Annotated in this window: 13 protein-coding genes; 5 read left to right on the forward strand and 8 right to left on the reverse strand. The window is 54.2% G+C overall.

Annotated elements, in window-relative coordinates; translation table 11 throughout:
- Positions 1 to 19: 19 nt before the first annotated feature.
- Positions 20 to 187, reverse strand: coding sequence for a hypothetical protein (locus tag H6G52_RS04465; RefSeq protein ID WP_158234326.1), 168 nt, complete (start codon positions 185 to 187; stop codon positions 20 to 22).
- 26 nt (positions 188 to 213) lie between these two features.
- Between H6G52_RS04465 and H6G52_RS04470 the strand changes: the two genes are divergently transcribed.
- Entirely contained in the window at positions 214 to 1269 is a 1056-nt protein-coding gene (locus H6G52_RS04470) for an adenosine deaminase (RefSeq protein WP_190526732.1), read from the forward strand.
- A gap of 345 nt (positions 1270 to 1614) precedes the next feature.
- A complete protein-coding gene (locus tag H6G52_RS04475; RefSeq protein WP_190526734.1) occupies positions 1615 to 2115 on the forward strand; it encodes a hypothetical protein in 501 nt (166 codons plus the stop codon).
- A 14-nt stretch (positions 2116 to 2129) separates the two neighbouring features.
- Here H6G52_RS04475 and radA read toward each other — a convergent pair whose 3' ends face one another.
- Positions 2130 to 3662, reverse strand: a complete 1533-nt coding sequence (gene radA / locus H6G52_RS04480) for a DNA repair protein RadA (protein ID WP_190526736.1) — start codon at positions 3660 to 3662, stop codon at positions 2130 to 2132.
- Between the two features lie 552 nt (positions 3663 to 4214).
- On the opposite strand from radA, the gene rpaB reads away from it, so the two are divergent.
- The 3 genes from rpaB to H6G52_RS04495 all read left to right on the forward strand — a co-directional run bounded on the left by rpaB (position 4215) and on the right by H6G52_RS04495 (position 6406).
- The gene (rpaB, locus tag H6G52_RS04485) at positions 4215 to 4943 is read left to right on the forward strand and encodes a response regulator transcription factor RpaB (protein ID WP_099531901.1); all 729 of its coding nucleotides are present in this window, start codon (positions 4215 to 4217) and stop codon (positions 4941 to 4943) included.
- A 23-nt stretch (positions 4944 to 4966) separates the two neighbouring features.
- Complete coding sequence (locus H6G52_RS04490; RefSeq protein WP_190526738.1) at positions 4967 to 5626, forward strand: cofactor assembly of complex C subunit B; 660 nt, start codon at positions 4967 to 4969, stop codon at positions 5624 to 5626.
- Between the two features lie 159 nt (positions 5627 to 5785).
- A complete protein-coding gene (locus H6G52_RS04495; protein ID WP_190526740.1) occupies positions 5786 to 6406 on the forward strand; it encodes a hypothetical protein in 621 nt (206 codons plus the stop codon).
- A gap of 271 nt (positions 6407 to 6677) precedes the next feature.
- Here H6G52_RS04495 and H6G52_RS04500 read toward each other — a convergent pair whose 3' ends face one another.
- The 6 genes from H6G52_RS04500 to H6G52_RS04525 form a co-directional block, all read right to left on the reverse strand.
- The gene (locus H6G52_RS04500) at positions 6678 to 8930 is read right to left on the reverse strand and encodes a ribonuclease J (protein WP_242026198.1); all 2253 of its coding nucleotides are present in this window, start codon (positions 8928 to 8930) and stop codon (positions 6678 to 6680) included.
- Positions 8931 to 9085: 155 nt separating this feature from the next.
- Positions 9086 to 9451: a hypothetical protein gene (locus tag H6G52_RS04505; RefSeq protein ID WP_190526742.1), complete on the reverse strand. Its 366-nt coding sequence runs from the start codon at positions 9449 to 9451 to the stop codon at positions 9086 to 9088.
- Positions 9452 to 10460: 1009 nt separating this feature from the next.
- Positions 10461 to 11348: a 4-hydroxy-tetrahydrodipicolinate synthase gene (gene dapA / locus H6G52_RS04510; protein WP_190355554.1), complete on the reverse strand. Its 888-nt coding sequence runs from the start codon at positions 11346 to 11348 to the stop codon at positions 10461 to 10463.
- Positions 11349 to 11564: 216 nt separating this feature from the next.
- Entirely contained in the window at positions 11565 to 13946 is a 2382-nt protein-coding gene (gene pcrA, locus H6G52_RS04515) for a DNA helicase PcrA (protein WP_190526744.1), read from the reverse strand.
- A 129-nt stretch (positions 13947 to 14075) separates the two neighbouring features.
- On the reverse strand, positions 14076 to 14507 hold the full coding sequence (locus tag H6G52_RS04520) for a universal stress protein (RefSeq protein ID WP_099531907.1): 432 nt from the start codon (positions 14505 to 14507) through the stop codon (positions 14076 to 14078).
- A 216-nt stretch (positions 14508 to 14723) separates the two neighbouring features.
- Positions 14724 to 15740 (reverse strand): hypothetical protein, encoded by a 1017-nt coding sequence (locus H6G52_RS04525; RefSeq protein ID WP_190355556.1) that lies wholly within the window; start codon positions 15738 to 15740, stop codon positions 14724 to 14726.
- Positions 15741 to 15742 lie beyond the last annotated feature (2 nt).

The following is a 15742-nucleotide window of genomic DNA, read 5'->3' on the forward strand; positions in this document are numbered from 1 at the left end:
GGATCGAGGTGTAAAGGTGTCAACCGGGCGATCGAGGCGGTGACTGGGTGAAATCGCTCGGGGGGATATAGGCTCGGGCGATCGCGCCCGATTTAATTTTCTTAAGCAACAATAAAAATATCGAAATGATCGTCGGTGCTTGGGCCCGATCGGGACGATTTCCAGCCTCGATCGCGATCGCTCGCAAGACTCAGTACTCTCGGGGACGCTTCTATGGCATTACATGCAGAACTGCATCGGCATTTGGGTGGTTCGGTCGTGCCTCGGGTGCTGTGGCGCTATTTTGAACGGCATCGATCGGACTTAACGACCCAATTTCCAGACTATGGGGCATTTGAGGATTTCTACACCCGTCCTCGCAAAACCCTGGCGGAGTATTTGGAGTTGCACTCATTGGTGGAAAGTGTGCAGACCCAGGAAATGTTGCCCTATTTCATCTATCGCCTGATTCGGGGGGCCTACATTTTCGAAAATTTGGCCTATTTGGAGTTGCGCTACACGCCCTATCTGCGCACCCCTGAGCATTTGCCAATGGGAGAGCGGATCGATCGAATGGCTGACATTGTGCAAACGGTAGGCCAGGCCAGCCAGGTGGTGGATTGCCCGATCGTCACCAGCCAAATTTTATGTATGCATGTCAAGTTGCCCTATGAGGTGAATCGGGCGATCGTGGAGTTAGCAGCTCAGTCGCGGGACTATGTTTGCGCGATCGACCTGGCGGGCGGTGACGATTTGTATGGCGATCGATTGCATGAGTGGATTGAGCTATACGAATTGGCGCGATCGCTGGGTCTCAAAACCACGGGCCATGTTTACGAAACTCCCATGGGGCAATGTCCCGACCTTTTACCGCTGCTGATGCGCATTGGCCATGGGATTCAAATTCCCTTGCAATATCCCGAACTGCTACCCGATTTGGCCCGCCGGGGACAATGCTTGGAAGTATGTCCCACCACCTATCTCAAAACGGGAACCATGAGCGATTTACGGGAACTGAAAACCGTGTTCGATCGCTGCTTTGAGGCGGGGGTTGAGATTGCTATTTGCACCGACAATGCGGGTTTGCATAATGTGCGATTGCCCTTTGAATACGAAACCCTGCTGACCTTGGATGTGATTGATTTTGAGCAACTGGAAGCCTGCCAAGAAGCAGCATTTCGTCATGCGTTTGCTTGGCCCCACAGTGCTCGCCCGGCGGCCGTCTTGGGCAGTTTGTTCGATCGCAAAATTCCGCGTGATCGGGCGATCAGTGAACCACTGCCGGTTTAGACAAATTTTCTAGTTGTCGGATCGGGTGAAGTGCCCAGCCAGTGCAGACTGCAACATCGTTGAAACGGCGGGGCCATCGATCATAATCTCGATCATGATCATGTTTCAGATCTTTGAGATCCTCCTCATTCCGGGAGGATTTTTTGTATAACCGTGCAAGAAACAATCGAACAGCCCATTTTAATGCAATAACTTACGTTGCTGTAGAAGCAGGTTTCAAGACAATCTTATTTTTGAGGTTGTCGTAACTTTTTTGTTTTCGTTTTCGGTATACCTCGGATCAACTCCAAAGTCTGTCATCACAAGGCATTGCCTCCAATTCATAGTCAATTGATTGTTATGCCAATGAAAAAAGAAACCCGAATTAGCCGACTTGTTAGCTCTCTTGATGATCAAGCAGCCGCTAGAAAAGCCTACTTACAACTTGCAGGAAGTGGTCTTTTCCATCTGCTCACGGGTTTGTTTCTGAGAGCCGCTTTCACCAGTCCCGACTTTTCTATGTCGCTGCTAGGTGTGGCTTATTCTATGGCGATTCCCCTAGTATTGCCAGTCATTGGAATTGTGGCGGGATTACGAATTTTAGCAATTGGCGGACTGGCGGGTGGCGTAGTCATTGTTGTTGCTTTGGTGTTCACATCTGGCGCAGGGCTAGCGGTCATTCCCTGGGCCTTGCCCATTACAGTGCCGTTAATTGCATCTGCTCTACAGTTTTTTGCCATTGATAATTTGCGATTAATGGTTGGAAAACTCAGGGCGTTATTTTGGGGTGGAATCACTGGTTCCGCTAGCACAGGCTTGGGTATCGCTTTAGGAAATCTTTTCAATTTCACGCTGTCTGGTCGTTAGCTCTACAGGCTCACTCAATCTTCAATTTGGGATTGGGGTGTGCTTGAGTGCGAATCGCTGGTTTCCGGATCAGGGGCGGCATCGGCCGCGATCGATCGCGCCATGGCCGCCCCGATCGCATCCACCAACCGCCCCACGGGAATCAGTTCCATTCCCCGAATTCGTACATCGGAACCCTTGGGCACGATCGCCCGTTTAAATCCCAATTTCGCGGCTTCCTTGAGCCGTAATTCCAGTTGGGAAACAGGACGCACTTGGCCGCCCAAACCCACCTCGCCGATCAGCACCGTGCCCGGATCAACGATGCGATCGCGGAAACTGGCCACCAAGGCCACGGCCACACCCAAATCCGCCGCCGGTTCCTCCACACTCAGGCCGCCGGAGGTGGACACGTAGGCATCGAGCCGAGAGAGGGGCACGCCCACCCGTTTTTCGAGCACCGCCAAAATTTGCAGCAGCCGGTTATATTCCATGCCCGTGGTGACGCGGCGCGGCGAGGAATAGCTCGTGGGGCTGACGAGAGCTTGCAGTTCCGCCACGATCGGGCGGGTTCCTTCGCAGGCCACAATGGTCGCCGTGCCCGGCACGCGCTCATCTCGGTTACCCAAAAAGAGGGCGGAGGGGTTTGCGACTTCCAACAGCCCCCGATCGACCATTTCAAACACCCCCAATTCCTGAGTAGCGCCGAAACGATTTTTAACCGATCGCAACAGGCGAAAACTGGCAAATCGATCGCCCTCAAAATAGAGCACCGTATCCACCAAATGCTCCAGCACCTTGGGCCCGGCAATCGCCCCCTCCTTGGTCACATGGCCCACCAGCAACATGGCCACATCCTGCCGCTTGGCCAGGCGCATCAGGGCCGAAGTACATTCCCGCACCTGGGCCACGGATCCCGGCGCAGAAGCCAGCGCGGGCAGATAAATTGCCTGCACACTGTCAATGATGGCGATGGCCGGTCGCAAGCTTTCAATTTCCGCCAAAATTGGCTCTAAATCCGTTTCCGGCAGCAGGTACAGATCGGCGCGATCGTCCGGCGATTCCTCCGGGAGTTGGCCCGAGATCGGTTCCGCCGCCGGAGCCTGTACCCCCAATCGCTGGGCCCGCAGTTTCACCTGCTGTCCCGATTCTTCGGCACAAACGTAGAGTACCCGGCGCGATCGAGCCAGTTGGTTAGCCGTTTGCAACAGCAGGGTTGATTTACCAATGCCCGGATCGCCGCCAATTAACACCAAGGAGCCGGGCACAATTCCCCCGCCCAAGACTCGATCGAGTTCTCGAAACCCCGAAGCCCAGCGAGATCGGGGGCGATCGCGAATTTCGGCCAAGGTGCGAGCCGCGATCGGGCTGGCCGGCTCTTGGGGGCGAGATCCCTTGCGCGATCGGGTTGTGGCGGCCACGGCGGCCCGGCCCGTGGTGCTGGGTTCCGCAGCCAACACCTCTTCCACCAGAGTGCCCCACTGGCCACAACTGGGACAGCGCCCGAACATTTGGGCCTCCACGCCTCCGCAGGCGCTGCAAACGTAGCGGGTTTTTACCTTCGCCATTCGATCGTCTCCCCTTTGATCCGGCCCTTCTTGATCCGGCCCTGGTTGATCCAGCCCTTGACCGCCGTTTTCCACCCCAATTGGTACTGGTTCAATTCAGTGCTCCCAGCCCTCGATTGCCGTTAATTAGCCTCTGCCCTAGGATGGCAACCCCTAGAATGGCAACCCCCGAAAGGAGAATCCACAAAAGCGCAACAAATTAAGAAATTTCTGCAATTGTTTCAATTTCGTTGCAACATTGCGACAAACACCCCGCTTGTTTTTAATAAAGGGTGCGTTCCCAATCAGTTACAATTCCCGACTCCAAAGAACTGGGGTCAAATGCGCTCCCATCGCACATCAGAGCGGGTAATTTGTCAATCCATTTTGACGAAATCAGCCCTCAACCTGCGCCGCGATCAACTGGTAATCTCCAAAACGGAAGAGAAACGGCGGTTAGAATTGCCTCTTTAAATGTCCTCGGTACAATAAAGCGATAAAAGCCGAAAGATAGCGATTCAAAAACACGCAAAAGTTCACGCAGAAGTTAAAGCCATTGGAGGAGGCCTCTCCTTGGATAGTCACAAAGAAAAAATCCTGGTTGTTGACGACGAAGCCAGCATTCGCCGCATTCTAGAAACCCGCCTGTCCATGATTGGCTATGAGGTGGTCACGGCTGCCGATGGCGAAGAAGCCTTGGACGTGTTTCGGAAGGCGGGGCCGGATCTGGTGGTGTTGGATGTGATGATGCCGAAGCTGGATGGCTATGGCGTGTGCCAGGAACTCCGCAAGGAATCGGATATTCCGATCATTATGCTCACGGCGCTGGGCGATGTGGCCGATCGAATCACGGGTCTGGAATTGGGGGCCGATGATTATGTGGTGAAGCCCTTTTCGCCCAAGGAGTTGGAAGCTCGGATTCGCTCGGTGTTGCGGCGAGTGGACAAAAACCACGCCTCTGGAATTCCCAGCTCTGGCGTGATTCAGGTGGCCAACATCCGCATTGACACCAACAAGCGCCAGGTTTACAAGGGCGATGAGCGCATTCGGCTGACGGGAATGGAGTTTAGCCTGCTGGAGCTGTTGGTGTCGCGATCGGGCGAACCGTTCTCACGGGCAGAAATTTTGCAGGAAGTTTGGGGCTACACACCCGAGCGCCATGTGGACACCCGCGTGGTGGATGTGCATATTTCTCGACTGCGGGCCAAGCTGGAGGAAGACCCCAGCAATCCAGAACTAATCCTGACGGCGCGGGGCACGGGTTACCTGTTCCAACGCATTCTGGACGCAAACGAGGTTTAGGGGCCCGGCAGCCCTCGGCAGCTATGGCGCGATCGCAAACCAATCGTTGGCTGCAAAATTTGCCGATCGCGGTGGGCATGGCGATCGGGGTGGGGCTGTTTGTGAATCGGCTCTGGACTCCTCAAATCAGTGAGTGGCAGGCGCGATCGGACGTGGCCGGGACGATCGCCTGTGCTTTCTTAATTTTGACGGGGTTGCTCTGGCAGCGGGTGCAACCCAAGTTGCCGGACGCGGTGGAGCTAACGGGGCCGGAAGGGTTTGAGCTAGCGCCCGATCTTGATCGCCCGTTGCAGGTGGAACTGGCCTGGGCTTCCCACCTGTTGCTAACCAACACGGTGACCCGATCGGTGGTGGTTTACCGGGGCGATTGCACGGCTGGGCAAACGTTGCTTCGGCGCGGCGTTTTGGGCCCACAAGCGATCGTCAAACCGGGGCCGATTGTCCAGCGGGCGATCAATAAACAACAACCGATCTATCTCGTGGATTTGAAGGTTTATCCCGGCCGCATTGAGTTTGACTATTTACCCGAAAATACCCAGGGCGTGATTGTGCAGCCTTTGGGCGATCGGGGCGTGTTGATTTTGGGAGCCAACGCCCCCCGCAGTTACACCAACCAAGACGAGCGCTGGATTGCGGGCATTGCGGACAAGCTCGCCAACTCGATCGCAGCCGCAACTTTGTGAGGCATAGCAATGACTCGCGATCAACGGTGGCTCGCAACCATGGGGAAGCGCTGTACGATCGGAACCATGCCCTATTAAAGAACTAGCCCACATGGGGCAGCACGAGCGATGGAACTAATTCCTTACGGCCGGTAATACCTCATCGATCGAGAGCGGGTTATGGCATACAGCGACTTTAGTTTGGCTCAGGCGATCGACCAATTTTCCCTGGATCTCTACGATCGACCTCATCATTTTGCGCCCGTGCCGCCGATTAATCCGAGCGATCGCCTGCGGGAACTGCTGCAAGAAAATGTTCCTTTGGCCCTAGCCAGTAATACGGAAAAGGCCCGATCGGAATGGATTATTGCGCCTATCTTGGTGGAGCTGCGGCGACAACTGGCAGGGCAAATTAGCCTGTTTTCTGGGATTGATTTTGATATTGATCCGAGCTGTGGATTGAACGGCCGTTGCGATTTTTTAGTGGCACGATCGCCCGAACTATTGCTCCTGAAATCACCTGTGACGGTATTGGTAGAAGCCAAGCGCGAAAACATCAATAGTGGTTTGGGGCAATGTGTGGCTGAAATGGTCGCAGCTTGGCGATTCAATCAGCAGGCCAATGATCCCATTTCCTCGGTTTATGGAGTGGTGACCACTGGAACCACTTGGAAGTTTTTAGGGCTACATGATCGCGACAGTAGGCTAATTTTAGAAATTGATTTAGATGAGTATTACCTCAATCAGCTCGATCGAATTCTTGGAATTTTGACGTTCTGCGTGACTGGCAAAGCCCCTTAAATGGAAGCCCCTGAGAGGATATTTGGATATTTGAGAAGTACTTTGGGGTACTGACACAGATTCATAAAAAATTCATCAATGCAGTAGCACAGCAGTCTTCGGGGGCTGGCTCGTCCCATTTCTCAACCAACATTGATCAAGAATTGGAGGATTTCTGAACTCAGCCACTGAAGCTTGCTGTGCTACTGAAGATTAGGAAATTAGAAATTGCCGCGATCGATCAGCAACTTTCAACCAATTGCAATCGATCAGCGGATTTCAGGTGTTGGCCTTAGGAGGCGACACTGGCAGCGGTGCGGCGGCGGCGGCGACCCGAAGGCGCGGCGGGAGACTCAGGGGCGATCGAGTCGGTGGCAGCGGCAACGGCAGTGTTGCCCGTCGGAGCGGCCGGAGCCGGGCGATCGCGTCGCACAGAAATCGGAGCCGCGATCGGCTGCACCAACACGACCACTTGAGGCGTGCCCACAAAGTCGCGACGCAACAGCCGCTGGAACTCGCGCTCCAGTTCCACCTTCAGGCCGCCCCAATCGATATCGTCATCACTGCGGCGAGCCGGGTTGGTGACAAAGCGCTCAAACCGGTTGCTGAGGAAGTTTTTCAAGGTCGCCCCGATCGCCCCAGTCAGCTTGGATGGGTCAATGCTGCTAACCACACCGCTCATGTGTACCTGAGGATCGCAGGCCAACTGACCCGTGCTGTAGATGCTGGCGGCAACGGTCACCAGGCCTTCGTTGGCCAACTGTTGCCGTTCGCGCAGGGCCCGATCGCTCACCACGCCCGATCGAGACGCATCCACCAGTTCAATCCCCGAAGGAACCCGATCGCCAATCTTGATCGAATCCTGGGTCAGTTCCACCACATCGCCATTTTCGATGATCACCATGTTGTCCGCCGGAATGCCCAAGCTCTGGGCAATTTCCGCGTGCTTCACCAACATCCGGTGCTCACCATGCACCGGCATGAAGAACTTGGGCCGCGTCAGGCTAATCATCAGCTTGTGATCTTCCTGGGAGCCGTGACCGGAAACGTGAATGCCCTTGTCGCGCCCATAGACCACATTCGCCCCCAGCATCATCAGCCGGTCGATCGTGTTCACCACCGCGATCGTGTTGCCGGGAATCGGATTCGCCGACAGCACCACCGTATCCCCATTACGGATTTTGATTTGGCGATGTTCGCCCTTGGAAATTCGCGTCAGGGCCGACAGCGGCTCGCCCTGGGAACCGGTGGTCAAAATCACCACCTTGTGATCGGGGTAATTTTGCAGTTCATGAATCGGCACGAACAGATCATCCGGGCATTTCACATAGCCCAAATTGCGTGCATGGGCGATCGTATTCAGCATCGATCGACCCAACACCGACACCACCCGGCCTTGCTTGTGGGCAATGTCCAAAATCATGTTCACCCGATGCACCGATGACGCAAAGGTTGTCACCAACAGGCGACCCGGCGCTTTCGCAAAGGCCCGTTCCAAGTTCGGATAAACCGATTTTTCCGAAGGGGTGAAACCAGGAATTTCGGCGTTGGTTGAATCACTAATCAGGCACAAAACGCCCTTTTCACCGTATTCCGCCAACCGCTGAAGATCGAAATATTCACCATCAACGGGCGTGTGATCGAACTTGAAATCACCCGTGTGAATCACCACACCCAACGGCGTGTGAATCGCCACCGAAAAGCTATCGGCCATCGAGTGGGTATTGCGGATAAACTCCACCAGAAACTTGGTTCCCACCCGCACAAATTCGCGCGGGCCCACGGTGCGAATTTCCGTGCGATCGCTCACGCCGGCCTCTTCCAACTTGTCCGACAGCAGCGCCATCGCCAGCCGCGGCCCATAGATCACCGGAATATCCACTTGCTTCAGGTGGAAGGCAATGCCGCCAATGTGGTCTTCGTGACCGTGGGTGACAATCATGCCCTTAATTTTTTCGCGATTGTCCCGCAGATAAGTCATATCCGGCAGCACAATTTGAATGCCGTGCATTCCATCGGTGGGGAAAGCCAGCCCCGCATCCAACATCATGATTTCATCTTCATACTCGAAGATGCAGGTGTTCTTACCAATTTCGTGCAAGCCACCCAGGGGAATAATTTTCAGCGTTCCGGGCTTGCCGTTACTGATGAATTGGGTTGAAGGTTGCGCGGCCGAAAAGTTAGTTCTGGGGGAAGCAGTCACGAGGTTTTGACTCATAGGGATAGAGGGGGAAAAGGTGCGATCGGTTGATTGAGCAAACGATTGATCCAAGGTCGCAGCATGATCTGCTTGCAACAATTTCTTGGGGGTGGTTTGGGAGTTGGAATTTCGCTTGCGAATTACGCTAGGGGCAGAGCGCCGAACATCGTCACGGGAGCTATCTTTCACGTCTTTTGCTGCCACGTTTTTACTTCCAGGGGCGATCGGGGTTGCGGAAACTTCGGGATTCACTCCACGGGCCAACTCGCTGGCCAGCTCGCCACCGTTAGCCACGGAAGATTCGGAATCTGCTTGCTGACGAATTCGCTTTCTGACTTGAGTCATTTGCCTCCAAAAATTGCACTCAAAAATTGCACTACTTAGCGTTGGAATCGGTCACCAGACTGTTAGCAACGAATTGGGGAGTACCGTCATGCCCTCTCGTCGGGAAAGGAGCAAACCTGATTCGTGATGGTTAGTGATGGGCGGTACTCAGCCTGTTAAACGATTGAGCTGGTTGTCTCAATCAACCCGTCGTCCCCAGCCGAATCACGCGATCGGCGGTGGGTTGCTGCTGCGGGAAACTTAGGTCGGGGTTGGGGCTCGAAGCTGGCAGAACCTTCTTGAAGGTTTTTCAAAAATTCTTCAAGAAGACGCTTTTTGAAAAGCGGCGCAAAATCCTGCCGTACAAAATTCTGCGGGGCAAATCTGCTGGGCAAAATTCTGTGGAATGCTGTGCCGAATTTTCTAGGCTCAACACATTCACCAAACTCATGGATTGCATCAAGGAGTAACCATCCGGGAAAAAAACTTGCTTCAAGATCAGTCGGTGGATCCGTTCGATCGATCCAATTCACCACCGCCAATCAATCTAAATTCAACACAATGGTTGCTCTCAAAATTAGGATTCCAAGTGGGGATTCCAAATGAGGATGATTTAGAGCGTTCAAAAGATTGTTCAAAAAATCGAACCCCTCAACCGGCCTAAGAGCAATCAAATGCGAGGACTCCCATTTTTATTAAACAAGCCACTGTTGGATATTCCGGATTCATGATTAGCTTGCAGCTCCCTGCTCGCGATGAGCCGTTGAAAATTTTGCGGATTTCACAGGTTGTCGAAAAAGCGATGATTGAGTCATGCTGAGCGATCGGGCGTTTTTTAACATGGTTAACGGCAATGGGCTTGTTTAATGGGCTAATTGGGTTTTTCAATTGGTTTTGAGCAAGATTTTAGTTGAGCCGCTTAGGGGATTTTTTTTATGGGACTGTTTCATGAACCGGCTGAACTGCATTGCTGAACTGCATTGCTTAAGCAAACGGCTGATTCAAAATTTTTAGTCAGAACTTTTAGTTAATCCGGAATCTAGTTCTTTAATTTTAAGCTGCCTTCAAGTTTTGCAGGGCTGGGCAGTGCCAATTTGCTCTCAGTCTAATCCAAGTTCTGGGATTTGGATAACTTAATTTGGATGATTTAATCCTATGCCACTCGATCGGGATGATGGTGAGTGAATGACTGGAGCGATCGGGCAGTTTATTTTGTCCAAGAGTCCGTGACTCAACTATCAGCAATCTGAAACTAACTCAAAAATTCATCAAAGCAACCAATTTGCAATTTTTCGGATTGGTGTTGCTGATTTTGAGCAAAGTTGAAAGTCGTTGATCAACACTCTACTCAGTACTTTCTACCTAGTATTTTGCTCAATCTTTGACCCAATAGCTTGTGCAGTCATCGCCCTAGCGCTGTCCTTCGCCTGTTGGCTTGGGGCGATCGGGAAAGGGTTGATCGCGCACTGGGTTCATCGTCCGCTAATTGCCCATCAGTGCCCCAATAATCACTGATCGATCGCCCGTTGGTTGTCAGCGACTGTTGCTAGTTCACTGTGGCAGCAGGTCTAACTCCGCCATTGCCTGTTTCAAGGCTTGGCGAACAGGATCCGGGCAAGGGATCAACGGCAGGCGCGGTTCCCCCACTTCCCAGCCTAACAGTTCTAGCGCTGCTTTGACGGGAATTGGATTCGTGGTCAAGAACAAGGCTTTAAACAAGGGTAACAAAGCCAAATGTTCTGTCAATGCGTCGTTGACCTGACCCGCTTCAAAGGCGCGAATCATGCTTTGAATTCGATCACCCACGAGATGGCTGGCCACGCTGACCACCCCCGAGGCCCCCACCGCCAACATCGGCAAGGTCAGGGAATCGTCTCCAGAATAGATCTTGAAGGTGGGCGGAGTCAGACGGCGGACGGCGCTCACCTGGTCAAGGTTACCGCTGGCTTCTTTGATCGCCACAATATTTGGCAATTCCGCCAGTTGGGCCACCGTTTCCGGCAGCAGGTTTTGGCCCGTGCGTCCCGGAATGTTGTACAGCATGAGGGGGAACTCGGGCACGGCGGCGGCGATCGCCCGGAAATGGGCGGCGAGTCCCTCTTGGGGCGGTTTGTTGTAGTAGGGAACCACTTGCAACGAACCATCCAGACCGAGCTTAGCGGCCTTTTCGGTGGCGGCGATCGCCTCGCGGGTTGAGTTGGATCCCGTGCCGGCCATCACCTTGGCACGGCCCGCCGCTTGCTTAACGACGCGAAACAGTTCGTATTCTTCGTCCCAGGTTAAGGTTGGCGATTCACCGGTCGTGCCGCACACCACCAGCGTGTCGGTTCCGTGCGCCACGAGATTGCGCGTCAGTTGCTCGACGATCGTGTAGTTAACGCTGCCATCTTGGGCAAACGGCACGATCATCGCGGTCATGACTCGTCCGAAGTCAATCACCCAGTATTGTCCTTAAGTTAGAGCGACGTTACGTTTAGTTGATGCCATCTTAGCCGATTTGGGCGATCGCGCACGGCCCAATGGGCGATCGGGCGCTTGCGGGGTTTCCAGCGAGTTTTCTGAAGGGTTAATCAACCGGTTTTCGCCATTTTTCAGAGATCCCTCCCTGGGTCGATCGCATCAGAAAAACTTCGACCCTCGCGATCGGGCAGTGGCCTAATCCAAGCGCTGGAGGGGAGCCAGGTTGGGATCAAAGATTTTTTGACCCAAGCCGGGAAACCGCACCGAAATGGTGACTTTGCGCCCGGTTTCAAACACATGCATCACCTTCCCTTCGCCAAAGGTGTCGTGAATCACCCGATCGCCCACTTCCCAAGCTTGGGGCGGCGTGGTTTTGGTCGGGCGCGGATTGGGTTTGGGGGTGGGGCGGGCCGCGGCCGATCGCCGATTGGCCGATCCCGTTGCTGATCCCAAGGCCGCCGGCCCCGATCGGCGGTTGCTCCGCCCCTCAGTAATCAGGTGCTCCGGCGGCAGCTCGCCCAAAAACACCGAGGGAACCGAAGGCTCGCGCATTCCTCCCCACAGCCGTCGCTCCTGGGCATGGGTTAAGAACAATTGCTCCTGGGCGCGGGTAATGCCCACATAACAAAGACGGCGCTCCTCTTCGAGCGATCGGGGATCGTCCATGGAACGGAAGTTGGGAAACAGCCCCTGTTCCAGCCCCACCAAAAACACCACCGGAAATTCCAGCCCCTTGGCCGCATGGAGCGTCATCAGGGAAACGGCGTTTTTGCCCTCCTTCAAATCATCCAAATCCGAAGCTAGTGCCGCATTTTCCAGAAAGTTCGTCAAGGAGCCGTCGCTGGTGTCTTCCGCATATTGGGTCATGGCGTTGGCCAATTCCGCCAAATTCGCCAGGCGATCGCTCGCTTCGTCCGTGCCCTCCGCTTGCAGTTCCCGCACATAGCCCGATCCCTGAAGAATGCCATCCAAAATTGTGGCGGCGGGTTGTTGATCCACCTGGGCTTGCCAGGTCTGAATCATTTGCACAAACTCCAACAAGGGCTTAGCCGTCCGTCCGGCCAGGGTTTTCACCGAAGTTTCATCGCTCAAAATTTCCCAGAGCGGCACGCCCAACTGATCGGCCGCATTCTCTAGGCGATCGAGCGTTGTCTTGCCCACCCCGCGCTTGGGCACATTAATCACCCGCTTCAGGCTAATACTATCGTTGGGATTGGTGAGCAGGCGCAAATAGGCCAATGTGTCCTTAATTTCCTTGCGGTCATAGAACCGTAATCCCCCCACCATGGTGTAAGGAATTGCCAACCGCAGCAGCACATCTTCAAAGGGACGAGATTGGGCATTGGTGCGATACAAAATGGCGAAGCTGCCCCAATTTAATTCGGGATTTTGTTGCTCCAGCTTGCGGATTTTCTGAACCACATACTCCGCTTCATCCATTTCGTGGTCGGATTCATAGACCGCGATCGGGTCACCGGCCCCGCGAGTGGGTCGCAATACTTTATCAATGCGTTCTGTGTTGCGTTCAATGAGTTCGTTGGCCACCTGCAAGATGTTTTCGCGCGATCGATAGTTTTCCTCCAGCTTCACCATCGTCCGCGTGTCGTCATCGGGCAGTCGATCGCCAAAATCATCCTGAAAATCTAGCAAAATCGTGAAGTCCGCCGCCCGAAACGAATAAATAGACTGATCCGCATCGCCCACCACAAAGATCGATCGATGGTTCCATTGGTCAAAGCTTTCGGAAGATTCCCCATTGGTCACCAACAGCCGAATCAAATCGTATTGGGTGCGGTTGGTATCCTGATATTCATCCACGAGAATGTGGCGGAATCGGCTGTGCCAGTAACCCAAAACCGATTCATTTTGCTGAAAAAGTTGCACGGGCAACCCAATCAAATCATCAAAATCTAAAGCATTGTTCGCCGCCAAAGCCGCTTGGTAGCGATCATAAACCGTGGCGATTGTGCGCCCGCGAAAAGTGGGATCATTGCGCTCCACCTCTTCCGGCGACAGGCCCTGATTTTTGGCATTGCTAATGGCAAAACGCACCTGTCTCGGCTGGAATTTTTTATCGTCGAGATTCAGGTCTTTCGTCACAATTTGCTTAATCAGGCTTTGGACATCGGATTCATCAAAAATCGTGAAATTTTTTGTCCAACGATAGCCTTTGGGATGCTGAAATTTTTCCAGATCAAACCGCAAAATTCGAGCACAGAGGGCGTGAAAAGTCCCGATCCATAGGTGCTTGATGGTGTCTTTATAGACCTGGGATTTCAGGCGCGTTTGTTCCTCGGGCCGCAGCAGGTCAAAGGGTTTGCCAAAGCGCGATCGCGCCTCCTGTTGAGCAAAGAGGGTTTCAATCCGCTCCTTCATTTCCCGCGCGGCCTTGTTGGTGAAGGTGACGGCCAAAATCTGATCCGGATCCACGCGGTGGTGTTGAATCAAATGGGCAATGCGGAAGGTGAGGGCGCGGGTTTTGCCCGACCCAGCCCCCGCCACCACCAATAGGGGCCCCTGGTAATGTTCAACGGCGCGGCGCTGGGCGGGGTTCAGTTGGGCAAGAAACGCAGACATGCGGGAAAAAAACGAGGATAGGCGATGGAAAACTAAAAACGGGCAATACCCAAAACCGGCAACCCCCAACACAAGCACAACGCAAAAGGGGCGATCGGGCTGGACAGTTTCAGGGCGATCGGGCACAACTCAAGCGGCAGTTTTGGCCTTCACCACCAACACCGAACAGGGCGCTTGTTCCAGCACATCGCTGCTGACGGAACCTTGCAAAATTCGATCGATACCGCTGAGGCCCCGGCTGCCAATGATGATTAAGTCGGTGCGATGGATATTGGCCAAGCGGACAATTTCCGCAGCGGGTTCGCCACTGATGATCTCAATGGTGCTGGGGCAGGGTAGGCGCTTTTGGTAGGCCGCCAGTTGGGTTTCAATCTCGCGATACAAATCCGGTGCAGTGCCTTGGGGGCGATCGAGCGGCTGATCTAGATCGGTGCTGGTGGGCGGAATCACATGCACCAAAATTACTTTGCACTGATCGTTCAAATTGAGCGATCGCAGCATGGCAATTTCTGACTCGGATAATGCCGATCGATCCAGGGCCACCAAAACTGATTTCAACACTGCACCAAGTTAGCTAACGATTTTGCGGATAAAGGCAGCATACACCGCCCATTCTGGAATCTGGCTCCAGCCCCCACCAGACTTAACATTGTAAGCACTTGCGGTTGAGCGGCGGCCTGGAAACGCCGCCCGCCAAGAAATGCCAGTTCCGGAGTTCATCACCGGTTGATTCAAAACAGGGGATTGAAACTGATCAACCCAAACTCATCCCCCGACCTAGGGACTGCTTTGGATAAAACGCAGCCCGCTGATCAGGGGTTCCCCGCTGGGCGATCGCTCGATCGAGCGATCAGACCCCGAATGGGTTGCATAAAACAGTTCCACCGAACAAAGGGGGGCTGGTTGCTCGGCTCCTGCATCGTAGGGACAGCCATAGTACACCAGGCGATCGGCCAGGCGCTGGGTTTCGATCGGGCGGAAAGATTGATGATCGTTCAGAATTTTCACATAGGCTAAGGCGGCCGCTTGGGAAATGGGCCGATAAAACGACAGGCTGTAGCCCACGGATTCCGTGCCATCCCGCCGTGCTATCAGAGACAGATTGTTAAAGGGATAGATCCGCACCGAGCAGGGGGAAGTCACGTCATAAAACCCACAGGCCCGATTCAGCGCTTGCACCTGTTGAAAGTGCGATCGATTAAAGGGTTGGCGACTGAATCGCTCATCTTCCACATCCTCCAAAGGCTCCCCTGGCGGAGGGGCTGGCCAATCGGCTGGGTCGGGGGTTTCCGAGGTGAGTTCCCATAGTTCTGCGCGACAGGGAGCCGCCCCCCGATCGCAATTCTGGGGCCGCTGGCCATCGGGGCCAACTTGATAGATTTGGGATCCTTCAATCAGAAGACCCTGTTGATCATTCAGCCAAAGGGGATTGGAAAAGCGGCCGCGATACTCAATGGCGCTGTTGGCCGTGCCGTGGCGCTCAACGGTGGTGGTGCCATCTGGCTCGATCGTGATTGATTGCCCCGTGCCGCTGCCTCCCAAAAAGTTGAAGGAGCGCCGGCCAATGAAGGGGAGTTCGTTAGGCGATTGGCTCAAGGGGCCCAGCCGATCAGTCACGGGGGCGCGGGGAAAGGCGGTGACCCTGGGGTGGCGCGGGGAGATCGAGCTTCGCATCCCGATCGCCTGGGCCGGCCCGGAACTCCACAAGCTCCACAACAGAACGATCGGGAGAGCAAAGCGGCGGCCCCGCTGGCTCCAAGCCGATAGTGCGCAGTGATTGGTCAAGAGATTCATAG

This window comes from Limnothrix sp. FACHB-881 (assembly GCF_014698135.1).
Taxonomy (GTDB): domain Bacteria; phylum Cyanobacteriota; class Cyanobacteriia; order CACIAM-69d; family CACIAM-69d; genus CACIAM-69d.